The 23,860-nt window shown below is 59.9% G+C and carries 19 protein-coding genes; 9 read left to right on the forward strand and 10 right to left on the reverse strand.

What is annotated here, in order from left to right; translation table 11 throughout:
• Window positions 1–119: 119 nt before the first annotated feature.
• Together R3C19_08795 and R3C19_08800 are read right to left on the reverse strand one after the other, a co-directional pair.
• Window positions 120–1,505 (reverse strand): serine/threonine-protein kinase, encoded by a 1,386-nt coding sequence (locus tag R3C19_08795; GenBank protein MEZ6060445.1) that lies wholly within the window; start codon window positions 1,503–1,505, stop codon window positions 120–122.
• Between the two features lie 234 nt (window positions 1,506–1,739).
• Window positions 1,740–1,874 carry a hypothetical protein gene (locus R3C19_08800; GenBank protein MEZ6060446.1) on the reverse strand — a complete coding sequence of 45 codons (135 nt, stop codon included), beginning with the start codon at window positions 1,872–1,874 and terminating at the stop codon, window positions 1,740–1,742.
• A 416-nt stretch (window positions 1,875–2,290) separates the two neighbouring features.
• On the opposite strand from R3C19_08800, the gene R3C19_08805 reads away from it, so the two are divergent.
• The 3 genes from R3C19_08805 to R3C19_08815 all read left to right on the forward strand — a co-directional run bounded on the left by R3C19_08805 (window position 2,291) and on the right by R3C19_08815 (window position 5,794).
• On the forward strand, window positions 2,291–2,608 hold the full coding sequence (locus R3C19_08805) for a branched-chain amino acid aminotransferase (protein MEZ6060447.1): 318 nt from the start codon (window positions 2,291–2,293) through the stop codon (window positions 2,606–2,608).
• Between the two features lie 1,164 nt (window positions 2,609–3,772).
• Window positions 3,773–4,729 (forward strand): DUF1559 domain-containing protein, encoded by a 957-nt coding sequence (locus R3C19_08810; GenBank protein ID MEZ6060448.1) that lies wholly within the window; start codon window positions 3,773–3,775, stop codon window positions 4,727–4,729.
• 258 nt (window positions 4,730–4,987) lie between these two features.
• Window positions 4,988–5,794 carry a YkgJ family cysteine cluster protein gene (locus R3C19_08815; protein MEZ6060449.1) on the forward strand — a complete coding sequence of 269 codons (807 nt, stop codon included), beginning with the start codon at window positions 4,988–4,990 and terminating at the stop codon, window positions 5,792–5,794.
• Between the two features lie 162 nt (window positions 5,795–5,956).
• Here the strand turns inward: R3C19_08815 and R3C19_08820 are convergent, their stop codons facing one another.
• The gene (locus R3C19_08820; GenBank protein MEZ6060450.1) at window positions 5,957–7,114 is read right to left on the reverse strand and encodes a hypothetical protein; all 1,158 of its coding nucleotides are present in this window, start codon (window positions 7,112–7,114) and stop codon (window positions 5,957–5,959) included.
• 156 nt (window positions 7,115–7,270) lie between these two features.
• A complete protein-coding gene (locus R3C19_08825; protein ID MEZ6060451.1) occupies window positions 7,271–8,239 on the reverse strand; it encodes a hypothetical protein in 969 nt (322 codons plus the stop codon).
• A gap of 270 nt (window positions 8,240–8,509) precedes the next feature.
• Between R3C19_08825 and R3C19_08830 the strand changes: the two genes are divergently transcribed.
• Complete coding sequence (locus tag R3C19_08830; protein ID MEZ6060452.1) at window positions 8,510–9,322, forward strand: metallophosphoesterase; 813 nt, start codon at window positions 8,510–8,512, stop codon at window positions 9,320–9,322.
• A gap of 169 nt (window positions 9,323–9,491) precedes the next feature.
• Here the strand turns inward: R3C19_08830 and R3C19_08835 are convergent, their stop codons facing one another.
• Window positions 9,492–10,106 carry a hypothetical protein gene (locus R3C19_08835; GenBank protein ID MEZ6060453.1) on the reverse strand — a complete coding sequence of 205 codons (615 nt, stop codon included), beginning with the start codon at window positions 10,104–10,106 and terminating at the stop codon, window positions 9,492–9,494.
• 212 nt (window positions 10,107–10,318) lie between these two features.
• On the reverse strand, window positions 10,319–11,023 hold the full coding sequence (locus R3C19_08840; GenBank protein ID MEZ6060454.1) for a PTS sugar transporter subunit IIA: 705 nt from the start codon (window positions 11,021–11,023) through the stop codon (window positions 10,319–10,321).
• 145 nt (window positions 11,024–11,168) lie between these two features.
• On the opposite strand from R3C19_08840, the gene R3C19_08845 reads away from it, so the two are divergent.
• Window positions 11,169–12,521, forward strand: coding sequence for a DUF4147 domain-containing protein (locus tag R3C19_08845; GenBank protein MEZ6060455.1), 1,353 nt, complete (start codon window positions 11,169–11,171; stop codon window positions 12,519–12,521).
• Between the two features lie 25 nt (window positions 12,522–12,546).
• Here the strand turns inward: R3C19_08845 and R3C19_08850 are convergent, their stop codons facing one another.
• Window positions 12,547–13,743 carry a DegT/DnrJ/EryC1/StrS family aminotransferase gene (locus tag R3C19_08850; protein MEZ6060456.1) on the reverse strand — a complete coding sequence of 399 codons (1,197 nt, stop codon included), beginning with the start codon at window positions 13,741–13,743 and terminating at the stop codon, window positions 12,547–12,549.
• 128 nt (window positions 13,744–13,871) lie between these two features.
• Entirely contained in the window at window positions 13,872–14,132 is a 261-nt protein-coding gene (locus R3C19_08855; GenBank protein ID MEZ6060457.1) for a hypothetical protein, read from the reverse strand.
• 218 nt (window positions 14,133–14,350) lie between these two features.
• On the opposite strand from R3C19_08855, the gene R3C19_08860 reads away from it, so the two are divergent.
• Together R3C19_08860 and R3C19_08865 are read left to right on the forward strand one after the other, a co-directional pair.
• Window positions 14,351–15,853 carry an ammonium transporter gene (locus R3C19_08860; GenBank protein ID MEZ6060458.1) on the forward strand — a complete coding sequence of 501 codons (1,503 nt, stop codon included), beginning with the start codon at window positions 14,351–14,353 and terminating at the stop codon, window positions 15,851–15,853.
• 321 nt (window positions 15,854–16,174) lie between these two features.
• On the forward strand, window positions 16,175–18,403 hold the full coding sequence (locus R3C19_08865; protein ID MEZ6060459.1) for a DUF1559 domain-containing protein: 2,229 nt from the start codon (window positions 16,175–16,177) through the stop codon (window positions 18,401–18,403).
• Between the two features lie 5 nt (window positions 18,404–18,408).
• Here the strand turns inward: R3C19_08865 and R3C19_08870 are convergent, their stop codons facing one another.
• On the reverse strand, window positions 18,409–19,827 hold the full coding sequence (locus R3C19_08870) for a sigma-54 dependent transcriptional regulator (GenBank protein MEZ6060460.1): 1,419 nt from the start codon (window positions 19,825–19,827) through the stop codon (window positions 18,409–18,411).
• A gap of 542 nt (window positions 19,828–20,369) precedes the next feature.
• Between R3C19_08870 and R3C19_08875 the strand changes: the two genes are divergently transcribed.
• Both R3C19_08875 and R3C19_08880 read left to right on the forward strand, forming a co-directional pair.
• Complete coding sequence (locus tag R3C19_08875; GenBank protein MEZ6060461.1) at window positions 20,370–21,656, forward strand: amidohydrolase; 1,287 nt, start codon at window positions 20,370–20,372, stop codon at window positions 21,654–21,656.
• Window positions 21,657–21,725: 69 nt separating this feature from the next.
• Window positions 21,726–23,390 (forward strand): SpoIIE family protein phosphatase, encoded by a 1,665-nt coding sequence (locus R3C19_08880; protein MEZ6060462.1) that lies wholly within the window; start codon window positions 21,726–21,728, stop codon window positions 23,388–23,390.
• Between the two features lie 30 nt (window positions 23,391–23,420).
• Here the strand turns inward: R3C19_08880 and R3C19_08885 are convergent, their stop codons facing one another.
• The gene (locus R3C19_08885; GenBank protein ID MEZ6060463.1) at window positions 23,421–23,777 is read right to left on the reverse strand and encodes a hypothetical protein; all 357 of its coding nucleotides are present in this window, start codon (window positions 23,775–23,777) and stop codon (window positions 23,421–23,423) included.
• Window positions 23,778–23,860 lie beyond the last annotated feature (83 nt).

The following is a 23,860-nucleotide window of genomic DNA, read 5'->3' on the forward strand; positions in this document are numbered from 1 at the left end:
AAAGCACCGGCGATCGCAGCAGAGCCCGGGCGATCGGACGCAGCAGAGCCCGGGCGATTGCACGAAGCGGAATTCTGGCGACATGCGGGCTTGTTTTGCGGGCGGTTGTGTCTGACGAATCAGCGACGCATCCACAGGAAGACGGCGACCGCCACCAGCACCAGCGTGGCCACTCCCATCAGAATGAATCCGGCCAGCTGCCCGCGACGCGGTCCGGTTCGGCGAATGCGACGGCTGGAAGCGACGTAGCTTGATTCGTCGACCTTCAGTGCCGGAAGCGTCACCGCGGACTGATCGCGGGACGGCAATGTGTCCGCCGCCAGGTCGACGTCGGCTCCGTCCTGCATATCCCGAAGAAACTGGTGATAGGTGCCGTCGAAGTCGCCGGTGTCGGAGCGGCTGTCGACGGGCGTTTCGGTACGGTCAGGACTGGTCGCAGCGGGACCGGTCGCGGCTGCCAGTGCCATGCGTGTCAGCGGCGAACAAAGCGGCGCCAGCATCGCGGCGACTTCTGCCGGCGACTGAAATCGCGCGGCCGGATCGCGCATCGTCATTCGGGAAACCACGGCCGCCAGTTCCGGCGGGACGTCGCCCCTCACGCCGGCAATCGACGGCGCGTCGCGCTGCAGTCGCTGACTGAGCACCTGCAGCGGATTCGCTCCGCTGAACGGTACGGAACCGGTCAGCAGTCGAAAGCACGTGCAGCCCAGACTGTAGATGTCGCTGCGAATATCGACCTTCGATGTATCCCAGCCCTGTTCCGGCGACATGTAATCCGGCGTGCCCATCACCTGACCGGCTCGAGTCACGGACCGGTCCTCTTCGTCCTCCGTCAGCCGAACCAGGCCCATGTCCATCAGCTTGATCGTGCCGATGCCTTCGGAGTCCCAGTTGATCATCAGGTTCGACGGTTTGACGTCGCGATGCACCATTCCGCATTCATGGGCATGCTGCAGACCGACGGCCGTCTGGCGAATGATCTCACACGCCAGACCGATCGGCAGTCGCTCCAGGCGAGCGGCGATGTGGTCGATCTGCTCGCCGTTGACGTACTCCATCACGAGAAAATCGGTTTCGCCAACCTTACCCGCGTTGATCGCCTTCACGACATGCGGACTGTTCAGCCGGGCGGACGCCTTGATTTCGCGCTGAAACCGGGTCACCAGAGCTTCATTGCTGACCAGGCTTCTGGCCATCAGCTTGATGGCGACGACACGTCCTGTTTCGGTGTCGCGGGCCTGAAACACATGACCCATGCCGCCGCGGCCAATGGTGTCGCGAAGCTGGTACTGCTGCAGAGAAAAGGACTTCTGTCCCTTCAGAAGCTGAGTCGCCTGCCACGGCGTCAGCAGGCGCTTCTCAACCAGCTTCTGAGCCAGCTGGTCCGGCGAGATTTCCTTCCGCGACTTGCTGAGTCTCGTTCGCAGCGCCTGCAGTTCCGAGTCGCGAAGCAGGCGAGACTGCTGCAGTCCTGCCATGAAATCGGAAGTTTGAACGACAGCCATCGGACTACTGCTCTGCGGTGTACGACCGAACGTGTTCGATTTCAGCACCAGTCGTTCGCGACACGACCACGTTTATTACGACATGCCGGCGCCAATCCGGTGAATCGACATTCGCCCTTTTTTCCCGCCATGCGGTCCACCGGAACCAGCGGAAAGTCGGCGTGTACTCGCGCGAGCGACGCCACCGCACTCGCGCTTCGGCGACGCCCGCGTCCCGAACACCCGCCGCGCCGATCACTCGCCGCGCCGAACGCTGGCCGGCTGCCATCGTACATCAGGTCGCCGCTGCGCTGCCAGCGCCTGCTTCGCCAGCGGTGGCTGAGTTCGTTCGACGGAACTGACAGCTTCCCGGATGTTGGCATTCGGCATCGTCTGTTGCGGTCTCGTTGCAGGCTGCCGCAAATCATTTTCAAACAGCGATTTATGTCGCCGCGGCGACGTGCCTGCGGCAGAGGGCGGTGGTGAAAAGGCAACACGGCCGCAACACAGCCGCCTTGCCGGCTGCTCTCGCATCGACGCGGCACCGAATTGTAATTGCTTTGGCAAGAATGGTTTACAGTTCGAAAACGGCAACGAAGTGTCAACGAATGGTAGCGCAATTGACGTTTTGGCACCGACTGTGCTTTACGTGCTGTTCAACAACCGAGCGACATGACTCACCTGTTGCTGCGGCTCATATCCGAACTGAAGCGCTGCGCGAACTCGAAGCGTTTTCGAAGTCTCCGCCAGCGCGGCTTTCGCGACCGTGGTTGCCTCCGCGTCGCATCGAAACAGGAGAACTGTTCATGAACCTGCTGCTTGCCCTGAAGAACGACGAAAACGGTTTCATCGTGTCGGCTGAACTGGTGCTTGTGGGCACCATTGTCGTCATCGGCATGATCACCGGACTGACAGAACTGTCCTACGGCGTCAACGAAGAACTGGAAGACCTGGGATCCGCCGTCGGTGCCATCAACCAAACCTACTACTACACACTGGCGAGCGGTCATAAAGGCGAAGTCGTGGGAAGCACCTTCCTGGACTTTGCCGATGAATGCGACAATGCCTGCAACCTGTCCTGCAACAGCCCCGGTCGCGGAGAAAAGACCAGCTACGGCTACTAAGACGGCTCACCGTCCGGCATCAGCCCGGCAGGTCGCCCAATACCGCCGAACAAACGTCCGGTGTCCCCCGCCGGACGAGTTCAGGCCGCTGACAACAAACTTAAGGCTCCCGCCGAAGTTCGTTCTCCCGCGATTGGCTTCACGCCTTTCGTGCCTCAGGCCTTCCGCCTGACACCTCCCATTCCTCCGCCTTCCCACATCCCGAATCGGTCTCCTGTTTCGGGAAGCACGGCCCGAGTTCCACCTGAACTCCGGGCCGTGCTTCTTTTTGGTTTCCAGGAAACCACCCGCCTTCCAAACTCAATCGGTTGTCCGTCGACCGAGTTCCGGAAACACTGGCCACTGAGATTTCTTACCAGTGTTCCCGTGTCTCCGTTCGCATGAAGCTGCTCGCCGCATTGCAGGTTGCGTTGCTGCTGGTTGTCAGCATCCTTCCCGAGGGACGTCTGTCTCTGGCTGGCGGGTCGTGCTGCGCCGGTCACTGCAGTTGCACGCGGGATGCTCAGTTGGGTGGCACCTGTTGTTGTGCTCAGCGCCGTCGCAATGAAGCAGCGAAAGCAAAGGCGGTGCCTCCGAAGTCGGAAGGAGCTGGCAAGCGAAGTTGTTGTTCGTCAAAGACTCGGCAGTCTGAAGGCGGCCATTCCCCCGCCACCAGCGCGACATCTTTACGACAACAGTCTCCTTCGACGGAGGCGACGTGCTGTTCGAAGGCTGCCCCCGCCGGTAATCGAAGCTGCTGCCGTGCGAAGCAGTCGGATGAAGGCCCGACCGGTCCCTGTTTTCGGCAGCGCCCCTGCACCCCGGATCCCGTTGAGATCTGGGTGTCTCAGATGCCCCGAACGCTGGCGCTGAGAGTCGGCCGGATCGACGCCGGCGCATCCGTGGAACGCGTGATCGACTCGCGCGTGAGGCGGGAAAACTTCCCGAAGCGTCCTCCAACGCCTCCGCCGCAGACTGGCGTGGCCTGATTCGCTTGCCGCGCGACGGCGATTTGCGTCCGAGTCCCCCCTTGCGGCATGCGAGCGGCGGGCTGGCGGTGCGCCGTTCGCAAAGCATGTTCGTCGCGATCTGCCGATCACGTACCCGCGTCGCGCCGTGCGCTGACGCATGGCCACGCCCTTCGTGCTGCCTTCCACACGTTTCCTTCTCCGCAGGGAGTCTTCCATGATGCGCTCAGTTTTCTCACCACGCCGTCACGGCTTTACGTTAATCGAATTGCTTGTTGTCATCGCCATCATCGCAATCCTGATCGCACTGCTGCTGCCGGCAATTCAGCAGGCTCGCGAGGCCGCTCGGCGAACGCAGTGCCGGAACAATCTCAAGCAGATCGGCCTGGCTCTGCACAACTATCACGACATCTACGGTCGGTTTCCCCCTGGCTACGTTGCTCGCAATGTCACGAACATGGACCCCGCCACTGCCGAAACGGGCCCCGGCTTCGCATGGGGCACGATGCTTTTGCCCCAGCTTGAACAAAGTCCTCTGTTCGAACACTTTGAATTCAGCGAGGACGCAACCGACGATCACAATCTGGAACACGGGCTGACTCCGCTTCCCGCGTTTCGCTGTCCGACGGACCCGGCTCCGGAACGATTTGCACTGCCCGATGGCACGGAACTGTCGACATCCAACTACGTCGGCATCTATGGCTACGGCAATGTGTCGATGATGCCCGGCAACGGATCGGGAATTTTCTTCCGCAACAGTTCCGTCAGATTTCGCGACATTGTCGACGGAACTTCAAACACCGTTTGCATTGGAGAGCGAATGCATCGCCACGATTACGTGGCGGCGCTGAGTCCCGTTTCCGCAAACAGCACGTGGTACGCGGTGATTCCCGGAGCCGCGCGGCCGGCCGGGATGCCGATGGCGATGATGATGGAACAGTCACCGTCGCTGGTGCTGGGCCACGTCGGACAGGACGGCATGATGTCGATGCCGGCGATGCACCATACTCCGAATCACACGAACCACATCGTCAACTTCAGCAGCCAGCACATCGGCGGAGTACATTTTCTGCTGTGTGACGGGTCGGCTCGTTTTCTCAGCGAGAGCATCGACTACGCCATCTTTCGCAACCTTGGCGAGCGAGCTGACGGAAACGCGATCGGCGAGTTCTGATACCACAGACCGGCAATCCATCGAAGCTTCGGGAAACGGCGACGGAACGCCCTCTTCCCGAAGCCGCATGGACGACGCTGGCCCGCGCCCTCCGGTCTGTCAGGCAGTTCGGATGTTACCGGCGGCAGCAAGGGGCGTTTCGCGAATTCGTCTTCTGCCCTGCCGGTTTTTTCACCTTCCAGCCGCGCAAGCGGGCGATTCCTGATACGCTCTGTGGATGCAGCCACGAAATTTCTTCGGCCCACTGAGGACAGTCCGATGAGCGGCAGCCAGACTCCGGAACGCGAACTTGTCACCGTCCGCCTGCAGCTGACGATCGGCGGCGAACGATTCGCGCTTGACGTGCCGGTGCCGACAGGGCCGGCGAGTCCCGAAGACCTGCTGCCGTTTCTCAGAACTCTGGCGAAACTGGTGACCGACATCGGGCAGGAATACGCGGCCGGTCAGGGCAGATCGGTCTCCTGCCGCGCCGGCTGTGGTATCTGCTGCCGGCAGATCGTTCCCGTACCGGAGTTCGAAGCCTTGCGGCTGGCGCGTCTGGTCGACTCCATGCCGGAACCGCGGAGAAGCAACATTCGGGAGCGATTCAAAGACGCGACGAAGCGACTTCGGGAAGCCGGTCTGTACGATGCGGTTGACAGCGACCATTACCTGGATGCACCGCCCGTTCTCGACCTTGGCCCGAGGTACTTTCGACTGATGATCGCCTGCCCGTTTCTGGAAGACGAATCGTGTTCCATCTATGAAGACCGCCCGATCAGTTGCCGCGAATACCTTGTCACGTCGCCCGCTGAACTTTGCGCAGAACCGGACAGCAACGAACTGGATCGTGTTCCGCTGGCGATCAGACCGTCCACAGCGTCAATGATGCTGGAAGTCGATCAGGCGGACGATGGTCCGCGGCAGACGCGATGGATGGCGCTGACGCGAGCACTGGAATGGGCCGCGTCGCACACACCACGGGAACCGTCTGCCACCGGACTGCAGTTGCTGGAAACTCTGATGAAGTCGCTGACCGGCCAGCCGCCGTCGACCGCTCCCGGCATGAACTCATCCGTGACTTGAGCTGATCCGTCAACACGCCGACGAAAATCGCAACAGTGCGCGCGAACGCATGATTCAAGAGCCGTGCCGGGAAGTTGCATTCGCCAGCGAACGTTGCATCTTTTCGGGACGCCAGACGGAGCGCAGCGTTGCGCCTTATTCGCCGCGGGAAGGAACTTCTGTTCAAACCGGCTTTGGAGCGGCAGGAGTCGCCTGGGGATTCGCCGGTTTGCCAGGCGTCGGGATGAGGCGACCCTGTCCGGGAACCAGCGGCACCGGATCCTTCAACTGCTGCATACGAAAGACGACCAGAACTCGACCGCCGGACGCCGTTGGTTCAGATCCCGGCAGCGGCAGACGCCGGCCTTCCGCGAAGGCGGGTGCCAGCTTTTTCGTTCGATCACCATGCGCAGCATCGCCGGCAATTGACGCAACTGCCACATCATCGTCAGCGGAGCCAGGAACGACGGCCAGCATCTCGCCGAAATACTCGTCCGAAAGCGTCGGTGTCTCCATCGACTTCAGAAATCGCATCTTCAGTTCGCTGCTCGGCAAACTGCCGACACAAACCGGATTCCACTGATACGGCGGCGCCTGAATTTGCGGAGAAATGGAACTCAGAAGTTCATTCGATTCCTGCACAGAGCTGAGCAGGATTCCCAGCGGAAACTCGACCGGCCCGTCGCCGGAACCATTCTTCCGCTGCACATCCAGACCGTGCTGACGAGCGATCGCTTCAAACGTTTCTTTCGCCGTCTGTGCTGACCCGTCCCGGATTGTCACGACAACGATCTGCCAGTCCGGCTCAACATTCGGAGATTGCGTCTCCGCGATCGCCATCGATCCCGCGACGTCAGGTCTTGCCGACTCACCACTTTCGGCGGCAACCGCTGGCCCGGAATCGGAGTCAACAAAGGTGCGGTTCAGTACGAAATCGGCACTGCCGTCCGTGCGAGCATCGCGGCTCACGTTCAGTTGCACAGCAAACAGTGCCAACGCTGCCACGGAAACAGACACCGCGATCCACCGAAAGTCGCGACGGCCTGTCGATGGCTCGCTGACCGGCGCCGGAACCGCAGACTTCCTGCGTTCCGCTTCGATTTCTCTCCGCACAGCCTCGCGAACATCACCCGCCGCGGAAATCGGAATCTGCTTCAGCGACCGACTCAGCGACTTCCAATCCGACAAAAGCTGCTCGCGCCGCGATGAGGACAAAAGTTCATGCCCCGGTTTATCGCCTGCCGTCGTGAAATCTGCAGTTGACTCACCGTCGAACACCGCTGAAAGCAGTGCTTCCGGGGAGTTCGCATCGAATGGTTGGGAAGAAGGAGTGACGGTCATTGGAAGGCAAAATCGGAGGGAAAATCAGCTTGAGCGGGCGGCGGCCGTCTGCCAAAACCGGCAAAAAACAGGGCGAAAACGCACTTTCAGAGGACCGCCCCGACAGGCACCCAATGAAAAGAGGCAATCCGGCGGTCGAGAGTTCCCGAAAAGTTCTCAATACGAACGGCGAGGTTCGGAGAATTCGGGCGTCGCCACTGTTGAGAAAATCATCGTGACCGGTTCCGCACAGTGCGGGCACGGGATCTGAAACCGGCTGGTCACTCGCGTGACGGCCCGTAGGTTCGGATTTGCCAGCACCAGATTTCCCAGCCCGTCGAAGGCAAATGCCGATGTGCCGTCCGGCAGTGCCGCGAACCGATCTTCCTCGGCGGGGTCAGCCGTCAGCCGCCATAGCGAACTGCGAGAATCCTCGTCGCTGGTTCCCAGGGCCACGACAAAGCCATCCGGGTGCAACTGAAGCCGGTCCGAGAATCGCGGGACGTAGCCGATGACCTGAGAATTCCCTTCCGCGCCGACCGATACCACTTTTCCAGCCTTCAACAGCACGATCGGATTATCAAGTGCATCCAGAACCAGGTCGCTGGCAGGTTGCGTGAGCCTTGCCAGGACTCGGGTCGTGCCTTCCGCATCGATTGCGATAACGTCCCCCGTGCGAGTGTTCGTGGTCAGCAGGCTGCCCGCTCGGTCACTTGCCAGGCCGCTCGCCGGAAACGCGGTTTGGGCGATTTCGGACACGTGCCCTGCGGGAGTGATGTGCATTATGCGGCCGGACCCCTGGCTGTTCAGCAGAGCAAAGACATCGCCGGTGGCGGCGACACTGATGCGAACCAAACCCTCCAGGTCGCCAGCCAGCAGCGCGATTTGTCCGTCCGACGCGACGCGGAATACCGCCTTCCCTCCGTTGTCTGCAACATATACACGTCCGGAGCCGGACGAGACGACGTCTTTGGGAGTGATAACGCGAAGCGGCAGGCGTTCAATCACCGGCCGCGACCGAACCACCAGCGCGGCATGTTCGTGAGGAACTGACGGCTGCAGAACATCCTGACCGCGCGCCGGAAACCTTCCGTCACACAGGACGACGCACATTGCAACACAACAGACTGTGGTTCTTGTGTTCAAGGAGATCTCCGAATCTCGACACATCAATTCCGGCTGCCCGGAGTTCGCGGGTCAAACAGGGAACCGGCTGCAGGCTGCCGTGAACGCTCAGGCATTATTGTCAGACCGCGGACAACGCTCGTCAATGAATCGTTTCGGGAAACTGACACCTCCTTCAGATTGGCCGGCCGTTGAAATACACTGCCGCCCGTCGGTTGCCCGTCGGCGTCGGCAACCGGCAATACCTGTGATTTTTGATGATTCGCCGCGCCTGGCGAAGTGAGCAGGATCATGACGACGTATCGCGTTCTGCAACTGACTGACCTGCACGTCTTCGCGGATAATCACGCGACGCTGAAAGGCATCCCCACGCACGCCACCCTGAAAAGTGTCGTTTCCCGGATCCTTGAGTTGGACGGTCAATTCGACCACGTCGTCATCACGGGAGATCACACACACGACGAACTGCCGGAAAGCTATCGGCTGGTCCGCGATTCGCTGCAGCCGTGGCTGGATCGCTTGTGGCAGATTCCGGGAAATCACGACGACCGCAGCGTGTTGCGAAGTGTTTTTTCCTCGCGAGTCTGTGGAACCGGGGCAGACCGCATCAACTTTGTATTCTCGTGTGGCGACTGGACCTGCATTGGCCTGGACAGCCACCAGCCTGGACAGGTGCCGGGACTGCTGGGCAACGATCAGATTCAGTGGCTGAAGAATACCATCGCAGACTGCGCCAGCCCGCGATTGGCGCTGTTCATTCACCATCCACCGGTGCGAGTCGGCAGTGTCTGGATGGATCGCATTGGGCTGCAGGATGCGTCAGAGCTTCAGTCGCTGATCCGGGAACAGTCCCGCATTCGTCTGGTCTGCTGCGGCCATGTTCATCACGAATTCGAATTCACGCTGTCAGAAGCGAAAATCGTGACGACTCCGTCGACAGGTATTCAGTTCGATCCCCGCGGCGATGCGCCGACGTTCGTTGCGGACGCTCCCGGCTGGCGCATAATTGAATTCACGGGAATGGAATTCTCCACGCGCGTTGAGCGGCTGCCGGAGGTCCAATACGTCCCGGTCAGTGATTATACTGGCCGCGGCGAACGCTGATACTTTTCGCACTTCTTCATGCCGCGAGCCAGAATACCTCAAATTTCCCCGCTCGGGGTATAAGAACCGCAGACAAGTCCTATGAGACGCTCGTAAGAAGTGAATTGGCAACTTCCTGGGGCTCAGCGCGGCAATCATTTCACGATGGCCATGTGCTGTGGAAGTTGGCTCAATGCGATTTCACGCCGATCAGCCGGGCGAGGTCCTTCATTCGCCGGGATTCCCACAGGATTGACTCAATCGTTTCTCCGGGCCGGACTTTGTTCTTCTGGAGAGCGTCCAGAATCTGCGCCAGCGGTCGAGATACCTTCAGTTGGATTCGGACACGGTCGCGGCGGCGGGATGTCGAGCCAGGTTTTCCCATCCTTCCGACGCCCATTCTTCCGACGCCCATTCTTCCGACGGTTGTCCTGATGACTGTTGGCGCTTCGCCGACGGCGTTTTGGTCGGCTGCGGAGACGGTCGCTGCCTGAGGCTCCGGGCCCGAATGGGATTCAACATAGTCTCTCAGCGAACTCAACAGTTGCTCAAAGTCGCGATCGCAGGGGATGCGGTCGGCGTAGCGGTCGCGGCCCTGGGCCAGCAGGCAATCGCGGGCATCCGCTTTCAGAATCAATTCATCCAGCATCATCCGCAACTGCTTCAGGTGGGACATGCGGGGCGACCGGGCGACGGCTGCCGATTCCGGCTGCGCGACCGCGTTTGCTGGCTTCCTGCGTTTTGCTGATTGTTCAAGCTCGACCTTCCGTGGTGCCGGCTGCTGCTGCCGAAGGTGAGTTGACATGGCTGGATGAGAGCTTTCCGGTATGTGGCGCGAACGGCCGGGAAATGGTGGGACGTATCCAGTCAATTTCCATCGGACCCTGCAGTGGGTTGAAACCAGCAGAATTTGCCGGATCACGAAGAATCTCCGACTTTTCGTCGTCCGCGACGAACCTGCGGGATGTCTGCGGGGTTTCAGGCGGCCATCGTTGCCGGCTGGTGGCGGGTCGCCGTCTATCCGCCGACTCGCTGATCCGCTTCGTGGATGACCGCCAGAGCGTCCGGGCTGGTTTCCGCGGCTCTCAGCGCGGGGACGAAATCGGGCAGTTGCAGCAATCGAGCCAGCCTGGTCAGGATCTGCAGATGGGTGCGGGAATCGCGGGCGAGAACCAGAAAGAACATGTCTGTCAGTTGCCGCTTCGGCGCGCCAAACGGGATCCCCGACAGAGTTCGGCCAAACGCGATCACGGATTCTCCCAGAGCCTCGGGCAGCGGGTTGCGAGGATGCGGGATGGCGACTCCGTGGTCGAAACCCGTCGACATTACGTTTTCCCGCTGAATGACAGCATCCAGAACAGCCGCCGGTTCAAACACCTGCCACGTTCGACCGGCCACTTCCACCAGGGCTCGCAGCACCGACGGCTTCGTTCCGGCATCGAGCGGCACCTGAACAGTTTCCAATGTCAGCAGGTCGGCGATCGGAATCTGGTTGTTTAATTCCACCGACTGCTGCGACTGTTCCAATTGAGCCAGGTCGTCGGCTCCGAAGTTGCGAATTTCCTGTTCCAGCCACTGCGTGATTTCCACGCGATTGAACCGCCATTCGTCGGCCACGCGCCGGCCGGGAATCTGACCGCGACTGGCCAGCTTTTCAATTTCGCGGCGGTCGCGCCCAAGTTCCTGAGCGAGTTCGTCGGCGGTATAAAACGTCTTCGACATGAAAGCACTGCCGGAGTGGCGGTTGAAAGCGGCGTCGGCGGGAGCAACAGGTTACCCGGAAACCGGGCGCAGAGCGAACGCCCGGTCAGTGAGCTTTCAAACGTGCTGGCGATTTCACCGACGGTGCGGCGGACGGGGGCGACCGATGAACCTTCGAAATCAGGCGATCGCTATCTGGAAGTCGGCCATTGCTGCGGTCGATTCGGAAGTCCTGGTGCGCCGAGCGGTTCGGATTGAAAACGACCGGCTTTGCATCGGTTCGGAATTCGTCGACATCGCAACGATCGGTCACATCGAAGTCGTGGGCGCGGGTAAGGCGGGCAGCGGCATGGCATCCGCCGTGGAAGCCGAGTTCCGAAATCTGCCGCCACACATCACGTATTCCGGCTGGGTCAATGTGCCGGAAGACTGTGTGCAGCCGCTGGAACACATCACCCTGCACGCAGCGCGTCCGGCGGGAGTCAACGAACCCACGGCCGCCGGAGTCCGCGGGACCGAAGAAATCCTGCGGCGCCTCGGCGCGCTTTCTGAAGACGATCTATGTCTTGTGCTGATTTCCGGGGGCGGCAGCGCGCTCCTTCCGGCACCGGAGTCAGGTATCTCGCTCGAAGACAAGTTGCAGGTCACTCGCCTGCTGGCCGCTGCGGGGGCTCCCATCCACGACCTGAATTGTGTCCGCAGCCAGTTGTCACGGATCAAGGGCGGCGGGCTGCTGCGAGCCTGCGCGGCGAAGCGTGTGATTGCGCTGATTATCTCCGACGTCATCGGTGATCCACTGGATGTCATCGCGTCCGGGCCAACAGTCGCATCGGAAGCAACGCCCGGCGATGCTCTGGACGTCCTGAAAAGGTACGAGCCCGGACTTCGCGACGTTCCTGAGTCCGTCGTCGCGCATCTGCAGAGCGCGGTGAAACAGGCGCGGCGATTCGTGGCTGCGGACAAGCGTGTGTGCAACCTGGTCATCGGCAACAACCAGACGGCACTGGGCGCCGCGGCGAAGGAAGCGGAACGTCGCGGTTTTCGCATTGTCAGTCTGGGATCGCAAAACAGCGGCCAGGCAGCGGACTTTGGCCGATCGTTCTTCTCCCGACTGCAGTCTCTGAAGTCGGCTGATCCAAATGGCGACCGCCGCGACGTTTGCCTGCTGGCTGGCGGAGAAACAACGGTTCGGCTGGCGGACACGATTCAGCCGCGTCGCGGAGGACGCAATCAGGAACTCGTGCTGGCAGCGATCGCCGCCCATCCGTCCGTCGACGACTGGACAGACATCGCGCTATTGTCGGGAGGCACCGATGGCGAAGACGGACCGACTCCGGCGGCGGGAGCTTTCGCCGATGAAGCGATTCTGCGACGAATGCAGGAACTGCAAATGCACCCCGACGACTATCTGTCGATCAACAATTCCTACGCGTTTTTCGAACAGCTCCGTGGATTGCTGCTGACCGGACCGACACACACCAACGTGATGGACGTCCAGGTCGGGCTGGTGAGCTGTTGAACGTTCGCAGCTGCCACCGGCGCTGCTATGCCGCGCGGCGGTGTTCGGCGGCGCTAACCGGAAGTGCCGAAGCTGCGGATTCGCGAACGCTGTTCATCAGCGCGTCGGCGACTCGATGCAACTGGTCGTCGGTCAGTTCCGCAAAGATCGGCAGCGACAGAACTTCCTGCGCTGCACGTTCGCTTTCCGGAAAATCTCCTTCGGAGTATCCGAGATATTCAAAGCACTTCTGCTGGTGCAGCGGAATCGGATAGTAGATCGCGCAGCCAACCTGTTCGGACCGCAGTGACTGCATTACGGTGTCGCGCTGGCCGCCGCGAATTCGCAGCGTGAACTGATTGAAGACGTGGCGACGATCGGACAGCGTTGCCGGGACGTCAATGGCGCTCAGCAGATCGGCGTTTCGAAATAGTTCCATGTACTTCCTTGCATTCGACCGGCGAGCTTCGGACCAGTCTTCCAGGTATCGCAGCTTCACACGCAGGACGGCGGCCTGAAGTGCATCCAGCCGGCTGTTGAACCCGACTTCGACGTGGTTGTAACCGCCAATGTCGCCGTGAACTCGCAGCCGTCGCAGCCGCCCGGCAAGCTCCGCGTCATCGGTTGTGATGATTCCGCCGTCTCCGGCGCCGCCGAGATTTTTCGTCGGGAAGAAACTGAAGCAGCCGACGGTTCCCAGGACCCCCGCGCGGCGTCCGCGGTATTCCGCGCCGATGGCCTGGCAGGCGTCTTCGATGATCGGCAGCTTATGGCGAACAGACAGTCGCCACAGCGGTTCCATGTCGGCGCACTGGCCGAAGATGTGCACGGGCATGATGGCCTTCGTGCGGTCCGTGATCGCTTTTTCCACCTGTTCCGGACAGAGGTTGAAACTGTGCGGTTCGATGTCAGCAAAAACCGGCCGGGCTCCCACCCGATGAATGGCTCCCGCTGATGCAAAGAACGTAAACGGGCTGGTGATGACTTCGTCGCCCGGTTGAATTCCCAAAGCCAGAAGTGACAGAATCAGAGCGTCGGTTCCTGAGGCACAGCCTATCGCAAAGCGAGCGTCGCAGTAGGCCGCAATTTCGGTTTCCAGCGACGCGACCTGTTCGCCCAGCACAAACGTCTGCGTTTCAAACACGCCGTCGACGGCTTCGCGAACTTCCTCACGAATTGTCTGATACTGAGCAACCAGATCGATGAACGGAACTTCGGCGGGTGAGTTCTGGGCGGTAGGCATTTTTGAGCGACTCCATTCGCTGCAAAGAATCGCCGGCTGGTGCGGATCGTCCTGGACCATGGCACACGGCCGGTTGTCAGTCGGCACCACAGACGGCGGATTCGGGCTGGCAGGCTACGGCAATCGGATTAGGCTGTCAATACGAGGCAAGCGGCGTCGGAAACGGATAAACCTTTGTCAACGCACGCCTTACGCTCGAAGCCGCCGCCGATATCCGCAACGACTTGCGAGCACATACTGTGTATCGACGCGGCTGTATTGCTGACCGCAGCGATTCTCCGGGTGATGCCGAACAGGTGATCGTTCAGCGGAACGGCAGTTGCCTGCGAAACAGGCAGATTCGCCGCAATTGCCTGCAGCTCAAACAACGCGTCGACCTGCGGACCCACGACCGCCGAAGTCCAGGCTGCCGGAATCCCGCATTTTCCGCGGCAATGCGAACGTTGTGCATGAATTCACGACACCTGTGCCACTTACGGCGCGCGGCTTGCTTTCCTGTCCGGAAAACAACGCGACTTGATGTTTCAGGTCGCCGGACGCGACGTGTCCGGAATGAAATGTGATTGTCGGGGAGAGCAGGCGAATGATGTCGTTGTCGAGGTTTCGAATGAGCCGGAGTTGCTTTCGCTGGTGCGGGTTGTGTGCCGCTCTGGTGTTCCTGGTTTGTATTAACAGCAATGGCCTGATGGCGCAGGAGGAAACCGCCGGTGAAGTGATTGCCGCCGCCGTTGTTGAGGCCGCACCCGAGCCGGCTTCGTCGGTCGGTGTCGACATACTATGGACGTGTCTGGCCGCGTTTCTGGTGTTCTTCATGCAGGCCGGATTCGCTCTGGTGGAAGCCGGTTTCACGCGAGCCAAGAACGCCTGCAACATCATCATGAAAAACCTGATGGACTTCTCCATCGGCACGCTGGCGTTCTGGGCGATTGGGTTCGGCCTGATGTTCGGACCGTCGGCGAGCGGCTGGATCGGCACCGACGGGTTTTTGTTCGACGCAAATGCTGAAGGGGCAATTTCTCCTGGAAACTTCGGCTGGGCATTTCTGATCTTCCAGACCGTGTTCGCAGCGACAGCCGCCACGATCGTCAGCGGCGCGATGGCGGAGCGGACAAAGTTCGCCAGCTATCTGGTGTATTCCATCGCCATTACAGTCGTGGTGTATCCGATCTTTGGCGGCTGGTGCTGGAACAGCCTTGTCGGGGTAGAACTGGGCGTCGATGACGCCGGTGAAGCCATCAAGAGCCAGGGGTGGCTCGGAAAGATGGGCTTTCTCGACTTCGCCGGTTCGACCGTTGTTCATTCAATCGGCGGCTGGTGTGCTCTTGCCGGTGCACTCGTGATTGGTGCTCGCCGCGGAAAGTACCGTGACGGTAAGCCGCTGCCGATTCCGGGGCACAACCTTCCGTTGGCAGCGCTGGGCGTCTTCATCCTGTGGCTGGGCTGGTTCGGTTTCAATCCGGGAAGCACGACGGCAGTAGGTGGTGGTGACTTCGCAAGAATTGCGGTCACCACCAATATGTCGGCCGCTGCCGGCTCAATCGCCGCAATGATCACGGCTTGGATCATCTTCGGAAAGCCGGACGTGTCATTCGCGTTGAACGGAGCACTGGCGGGACTGGTAGCGATCACGGCCGGGTGCGACATCATGACTCCGGTCACGGCAACTCTGACGGGTGCAATCGGCGGCGTGATTGTCGTGTTCTCCTGCCTTGCGGTGGAACGAGCGGGAATTGATGACCCGGTCGGTGCGATTTCGGTCCACGGAGTCTGCGGAGCGTGGGGCACTCTGGCGATTGGATTGTGGGCAACGGACGTTGGTCTTTTCACGGGCGGCGGTACGGGGCAGCTTGCGACTCAGGTAATCGGAGTCGTCGCCGCGTTCTTGTGGGCTTTCCCTGTCAGCTTTGTCGTCTTCTCGGCCATCAAGATGACGATGGGACTGCGGGTTTCGGAAGAAGAAGAAATGCTGGGTCTGGACATCACCGAACACGGCATGCACGCCTATCCGCCGAGCATGATCGACGGCGTCGGCAGTTCAGATCACGGATCATTCGGCGGCGCGGTGGCCGTCAGAGGAGTCTCGCCTGTTCCCGCTCAAACGGGTGCGTAGCCCGAGCGGGAAGCTCCTGCCGTTGCGTTTGCTGACAGAATCTGTGCCAACGGATTCCCGATGTCGACACACGGCGGAAAGGGGGAAGGACTGGTTCCTTCCCCCTTTCTTTGCGCGCGGACCGGCCGTGCCGGTTTTCGGCGGACTCGGCAGCCGCAGTGATCAGCACTTCGGAGATCAGAACTTCGGAAAGGATCGACAAGACGCGGGAAACGCAGACAATCTCCGGAACTGGCGGTATCGCGTGTTCGAAAACTGCCTTCCCCGACAATCCGGGATCTCACCGATCCGGACGCTGCCCAGGCCCTGAGGAGTCGCGAGATGAATTCGTTTCGAATGTTGCTGGCCGAGCTGGTTCTGATAGCGACAGCCGCGTTGTGCGCCGGTCAGGACACGGCGGCTCCGGTCGTGCTGAAGTACGTTCCGCAGAACACGGTCGGCGGCATTTTTCTGCAGCCTCGCCGATTTCTGCAAAGTGATCACCTGCAGACGCTGATCAAAGCCGGCGACGGTTCTCAGTTCTTCGACGAAAGAATGGCCACTGCGGAGCGTGAACTTGGCCTGGATCTCCGGACCGTAGAGGAATTCGCCGTCTTCATTGATCGCGTGAAAGGTGATACCCCGGTCGACGAAGCTCCCCAGCGCGACACACGGCAACTGCTGAACAACCTGAAGCAGTTCGGGCTGTCCATGCACAACATGCATGATGTTTACAACAGCTTCCCGGCGGACGATGGAGCCGATACTCCGGACAAGGGGAATCTCAGTTGGCGAGTCTGGATGCTGCCGTTTCTGGAGGAAGCAGCGCTGTTCAATGAATTCCACCTGAACGAACCATGGGACAGCGAACACAACAAGACGCTGATCAAGAAGATGCCGGCGATCTTCAAAACGCCCGGAGTCAAGGACGCAGATAAGACCTCGCTGCATCTGTTCACAGGCAAAGGGTCGCCGTTTCACGATCACAATGCTCCGGGAATCCGCGATATTCTCGACGGTACGTCCAATACTTTGATGTGCGTTCTTGCGGGTCCGGACAAGGCGGAAATCTGGACAAAGCCCGGTGGCCTGGATTTCGATCCCGCGAATCCCATCGCCGCCGTCGGTGATGTGAAGGAAAGTCTGCTGGCCGCCATGATGGACGGTTCGGTGCATGAAATACCGCTGGACACCGATCCGACCACGCTGGCCAATCTGATTCAGCATCAGGACGGAAACCCGGTCGATTTCAATCGGGGCGGCCGGCGCGACTTCGGTCGCGATTTTTCGAAGTGGCCCGCGTTCTTTGTGCGAACAACCACACCGATTGATCAGGAAAAACTGCTGGCGACAGCGTTTCCAAAGACTGATGATCAGAAATCACAGACGATCGCCGGCCTGAAGGCTCGTGAATTTCGAGGCATGTGGGTCGTATTTCCGGACGAACGCACCATGCTGGCCGCGCCCGAAGCACTGCTGAAACGCTCGCTGGAAAAACGAGCCACGCCGACTCTGGAAGCGGACGCGGTTGCGGCAATCCGGCAGAACGACGCGTACGTGTTCGGCGAATTCGAACTCGTGAAGGAACTGATCGGCCAGAATCTCCGGCAATTGCCCATGGCCGGGATCGCGGAAAATCTGGTGTCCGCGGAGTTCGCCGCGGACTTTTCCAGCGACAAACGGCCCTTCAATGAAGCGACAGTGGTCACCGCGAACGCCATCACGGCTCAGCAGATTTCCGCGCTGCTGCAGGGCGGTATTCAGATGGCGAATGCCCAGATGCTGGCGGCCAGTACCCAGCCGGATTCACAATTGTCACCGGAACTCGCACAGTCACTTTCCACTCTTTTCAACAGTGTGAAGGTCGAGGCGCGAGATACGAACGTTCACTACGTCGTTCCAAAGCCGGAGAAGATGTCCGATTTCCTGACGGTATTCGGCCCTGGCGTGAAACTGGCGGTGGAACAGAGTCGCCGCGCGGAGCGGATGAACAACCTGAAACAGATCGGGCTGGCATTCCACAACTACCACGACGTCTATGGACACTTCCCGTTTCCGGATCGCGGGCCCGCGGCCGATCCCGATCAGAAGCAGGGGCTAAGCTGGCGCGTTCACATTTTGCCGTTCGTCGATCAGGTCGGGCTGTATCAACAGTTCCGGCTTGATGAACCGTGGGACAGCGATCACAACAAGACGCTGATTGACAAGATGCCCGCCGTCTACAAAGTGGAGGGCGTGGCAGCCGCGGGACAGACATCCGTGCATGTTTTCGTCGGTGAAAACACCCCGTTTGACGGCGACAGAACCCCGGAAATCCGAAACTTCCTGGACGGAACGTCCAACACGATTCTTGCCATAGAGGCCGGACCTGACACGGCTGTACCGTGGACGAAGCCCGGCGGGCTGGAACTCGATCCAAAGAACCCCAAAAAGTCGCTCGGCAAGCTTGGTGAGCAGTTTCTGGTCCTGATGGCGGATGGTTCCGTGCGGTTTGTCAGCAGCACGATTGACGATGAAACGCTGAGCCACCTGATTCAGCCCGACGACGGTCACGCCATCGGCGACTTCTGAGACGTTCAGCCCGCGTCTCGCTGGCCTTCCAACTGGCTGAGTCGGTTGTAAAGCGTTTTCAGGGCAATCCCCAGTTCCTTCGCGGCACTGGGTTTGTCGCCTTCATGCTTGTCCAGCACGCGCAGGATCATCTGATTTTCCATTTCCCGCAGCGTTTGAGGCACGGAGGAAAACGCGACGACATCGACCGCGTCGTCGGTACCGGTCGCCGTGGTTTTGGATGGCTTGCTGACACTTCGCGGCAGATCATCCGGCGTAATTACGTTTCCGTCGGACAGGATGACGGCGTGTTCCAGCACGTTGGCCAGTTCACGAACGTTGCCACTCCATTGATGAGCCTTCAGCGCGGCAATCGTTTCGGGCGGCAGAATGCTCTCCGGCACGTGGTCACGCTTCAGGTGGCGGGCAATCAGGTGCAGGGCCAGCCCCGGAATATCATCCAGCCGTTCTCTCAGCGGGGGCAGATGAATCTCAAACGTATTCACACGAAACATCAGGTCTTCACGAAACGTGCCGTCCTGAACCATTTCCTGCAAATCGCGGTTCGTGGCACAGACGATGCGGACGTCGACGTGAAATGGCTCATTTTCACCAACCCGCCTGACTTCGCCGGATTCCAGGAATCGCAGCAGTTTCACCTGCATCGTTTTGTCCAGTTCACCCAGTTCGTCCAGAAACAGGGTGCCGCCATTCGCGACTTCGAACAGGCCTGCGCGAGCGGTATCGGCTCCGGTGAACGCACCTTTGCGATGCCCGAAGAATTCGCTTTCGACCAGATTTTCCGCGAGCGCTCCGCAATTGACCGGCACGAAGGGAGCGTCGCAACGATCACTTTGTTCGTGAATCCGGCGGGCCACCATTTCCTTGCCGGTACCGGTTTCGCCAAGGATCAGCACCGCGGAATCTGTCGGAGCAATGCGTTCAATCAGCTTCTGGACTCGCAGCATCGGAGGTGAGGTGCCGACCAGATCAGAGCGGCCTTCCGCGCGCTCCAGGCGGGTTTCCAGAGCGACGGTCTTGTTCTGCAGAGCCTTCTTCTCGCCGATTCGCTGCAGCACGCTGGCGATTTCGAAAAGCGAAACGGGTTTGGGAAGGAAGTCATAGGCGCCCATCCGGACGGCCCGGATCGCGTCATCCATGCTGCCATGGCCGGTGCTGATGACGTATTCCGTTTCAGGGGACACGTCTCGCAGCTTGTCGATCACGTCCCAGCCGCTGCCTCCAGGCATTTTCAGGTCGATGATGGCAGCGTCGAACGTGTTCTTGTCGATCGCATCCATCGCCTCGCCGGGACTCTGCCGAACCGTCGCCGTATGTCCCATGCGAGCCAGTTCGGACTTCATCAGCTCCGCGATGGACTGCTCATCATCAACAAACAGCACCCGCAGCTTGTGCTTTTCCCGCGCGGCCATTGCCAGCTCCATGGCGAATCGCTTTGCCTTCCTGACAAAGCGGGGATTTCGAGAGAGAGTCGTTGAGAATGCCTGTGAACGGTAGCCGGCGTCGAGAATTGCCGCGTTCCTGGCACACTGAAACGTTGGAGCAGGTTGATAACAGAATGTCGAAACCGCGGCAATGGGCGATCACCACAGCGCGGTGGTCTGGGTTGTCTGGGGAGTGCCGGGGGACAGTGAAATTGCGGTCAGCCAATGACGTGCGTTGTCGAAATGTCCTGACGTCATGTGGTCAAGTTGCCGCCGAACCAAAAAAGCTTCGGGTGTCTTGCAGCACGAATCCGTGGCCACGACACTTTCCGGTCGGTCAGGGCCGTCTCCTCACTGGCGGCGGTGCAGGTCGCGGAGCCCGGCGAAACCCGGCGGATTTGTTGCCCGTTTGTCCGCTGCTTCTTCCGCGCCGTGTGGTTGCGGACGAGCGGATACAGGCATCCGCGTCGAAATCCGCTCAGGCAGGCGAAACTCACACATCCAAAACGGCCTCCACCGTCTTCTCAGGATCTTGCAGCGTCATGTCCCAGCAGCTTGTCCAGGAAATTCTGTCGCCGCTTGAAGCTCTGCGGCTGATTGATCCGCACACGCACATCAATCCGCATGCGGCCGCCTCGACGACGCTGGCCGATATTCTGGGGTATCACTATTACACCGAACTGGCCCATTCCGCGGGGCTGGAACGGCAGAAGATCGAGGAACCCGGAATTTCCGCAAAGGAAAAGGTGGGTCGGCTGGTCCCATGGCTGACCGCGATTGAAAACACAGCGCAGTACAGTTGGCTGCTGGAAATGTGCCAGGTCTTCTTCGACTTTCCTCACGATCGCCTGACGGAAAGCAACTGGGAGGTACTGTTTGACTCTTCTCAGGCGAAGATGGCTTCGCCCGATTGGGAGAAGACTGTGCTGGATCGCAGCGGTCTGGATCAGGTGTATCTGACCAACGACTTCGACGACCCGCTGGCCGGATTCGACACGAAGCTTTACGTCCCGTGCCTGCGGACGGACGACCTGGTCTTCCACCTGGCAAAGCGGGAAGTTCGCGACCGACTGCAGAAACGCACGAACCAGACGCCCTCAGACGCAGCAGGGCTGCGGGACGCCATCGGAAGTCTGTTTCAGCACTTTCGCCGGAACAATGTTCGAGCCTGTGCGATTTCGCTTCCTCCCGATTTCGCGCCGGAGCCGGTGTCGGACGGAACGGCGGACGGCGTCGTCGCGGCTGTCTTTTCCGGCCGGGAACTTGACGCAGACGAATCGCGGACACTGAGTTGCTTTGTGTTCTGGACTCTTGCGGAACACTGCGCGGAGCATCGGCTGCCGTTCGACCTGATGATCGGCGTCAATCGGCGGGTTTATGAGGCCGGTGTGTTTCAGGGCCAGGACCTTTACGACAAGCGGCTGTCGCTGATTCAGTACCGACGATTGCTGAATGCGTTTCCGACGGTGACGTTCCCGATTTCGGTTCTTTCGGAAACCAGCAACCAGGAGCTGGTCAGTTTTGCCTGGATCTTCCCGAACGTCGTCACGAACGGTCACTGGTGGTATTCCAACATTCCGGTTTACATTGAGAAGGACTGCCGCAGCCGGTTGCAGGCTGTTCCGCAAACGAAGCAAATCGGTTATTACAGCGACATGTATAAGCTGGAGTTCGCGTTGCCGAAGTTTGCGATGTATCGTCGGATCCTGGCGCGGGCACTGGCACAGGATTTTGTGATCGACAGGGGCTGGACGGTGGATCAGGCGGTTGTTCTGGGCCGAAAAGTGCTGCGTGGCAATGTGGAAACCACATTTGGCGGCGCCGGCTGATCCGATTCTGAAATTCGTCACCCGGCGGCACCTGCCGATCATCGGTCAATATTCCGGAGCGTCCGAGTTATGCCTCGCATTGTCCTGCTGAAAGAGGGTCAGGCGATTCCCTACGAACTGAGGGAATTTCCGGCGCAGCTGGGGCGCCATCCGGATTGCACGGTGCAGCTTGATTCCAACATGGTGTCGCGATTTCACGCGCAGATCCTGAAACAGGACGGCCAGTTGGTGATCGAAGATCTGGAAAGCGGCAACGGAAGTTTCCTGAACGGCCGCAAGCTGGAACCCGGTTCTCCGCAGAAGCTGAAGAACGACGACCGAATTAAGCTGGGACCCATCAAGCTGCGATTCGAAGATGACCCGGAAGCCGGCAACGGGATCGATCCGTTCGGCATGACGATGGGTGTGGAACTCAACGACGGCGCATCCAGCACGATCATGGGAGCCGCCAGCGCCGGCGGTTATGGCCTGTTCGATGTTCGTCCGGAAGACAAACTTCGCGGCATTCTGAAGATCAACCACGCTCTGTCGGGGACGATGGAAATCGCCAACCTGGCGCCGCGAATTCTGGACGCTTTGTTTGAGATTTTTCCGCAGGCGGATCGCGGTTCAATCCTGATGCGGGAGTCCGTCAGGAAGCCGCTGATCCCGGTCGCGCAGAAGCACCGCGACGAAATCGACGACGAATCCGTGCGATTGAGCCGCACGATTCTGGAACGCGTGATGAATGAAAAGACGGGCGTGCTTTCCGCCGATGCCGCCAGCGACGAGCGGTTCAGTGCCGTGGAGTCAATCTCCAACCTGACCATTCATTCCATGATGTGCGTGCCGCTGATGGACCTCGACGACCATCCGTTCGGCATCATCAATCTGGATACGCAGAATCCCCTGAAGCGCTTCACGGACGACGACCTGCAACTGCTGCTGGCGGTTGCCGCCCAGGCCGCTCATTCCTACCAGAATGCACGGCTGCTGCACACGTATCTGGAAAAGCAGAAGCAGGACAAGGAAATGGGCATCGCTCGCGGAGTCCAGCGAGCTCTGCTGCCCGAAAAGCTTCCGGAAGTCAGCGGCTATAAGTTCTACGCGTCCTATGATGCCGCGCAGGCTGTCGGAGGCGACTACTTCGACTGTTTCCTGATCGGAAAGAAGAAGGATAAGGTCGTGGTGTCGTTCGGCGATGTCGCCGGAAAGGGCGTTCCCGGTGCGCTGATCATGTCCAGAATTGCCAGTGTCGTTCAAACGACGATGAGCTTTACGGATGACGTCACGCTGGCAATTCGGCAGATCAACAACCACATGTGCCACAGCATGGTTGAAGGCCGGTTTGTCACCTACATCCTGGGCGTTATCGATCTGAAATCCAATCGGATGACACTGGCGAACGCGGGGCACATGTCACCGGTGATCCGCCGGCCCGGCGGTGAAGTCGAGGAATTTGACGACGCGACGATCGGAATTCCCGTGGGCATCATGTCCGACTACCCGTATGAAGTTGTCACGCGGGACATTCACCCCGGTGAAATCTTCGTGCTGGTGACAGACGGCGTCGACGAAGCCATGAACCCGAACGGCGATCTGTATTCCAAGCAGCGCGTCCGGGATTTTGTCAGCAACAGTCCGGCTGATCCGGAACAATTGGGCCGCGATCTGCTGGCTGATGTCCGGCAGCATGCCGACGGCCGGCCGCAGAACGATGACATCACGATCATGACGTTTGGCCGCCTGGGATAAGCGGCCGGCGCGGCATCCGCAAGGCGCGTATCAGTCGCCGGCGGTTCGCCATTCCATGGTGTTGGGTTCCGCGACCTGGCGATATCCGAGGCTCATCAGAACCTCCAGAACTTCGCTCCATGTCGGAAACGGCCGGCCGCTTTTTCGTTTGTAGTCGTCCATGGCCCGCATGAACTGAACTTCCGCGCCGGAATAATCGCGTTCGCAGGTTGTGGGATCGATCTGGCGGCGACGGTCCGCTTTGCGGCGATCGGTGATTTCTCGCGTGCATTCCGATTCACACGTGTCGTTCGCATCCGGTGCGTCGTCGATGACGATTTTCTTGCGGCGTTCAGAGCTTCTGCGGCGTCGATCCGTGACGAGCATTTCTGCGCTGGGAGCGATCATGGTCTGTTCTTTCTCGCAGTGAGGGGAAATCGGACGTCGCGTCGCGCGGTGATGTTCGTGCGTCACGGCGGCGGCAGTGCGAG

Source organism: Planctomycetaceae bacterium (assembly GCA_041398785.1).
Lineage (GTDB): Bacteria > Planctomycetota > Planctomycetia > Planctomycetales > Planctomycetaceae > JAWKUA01.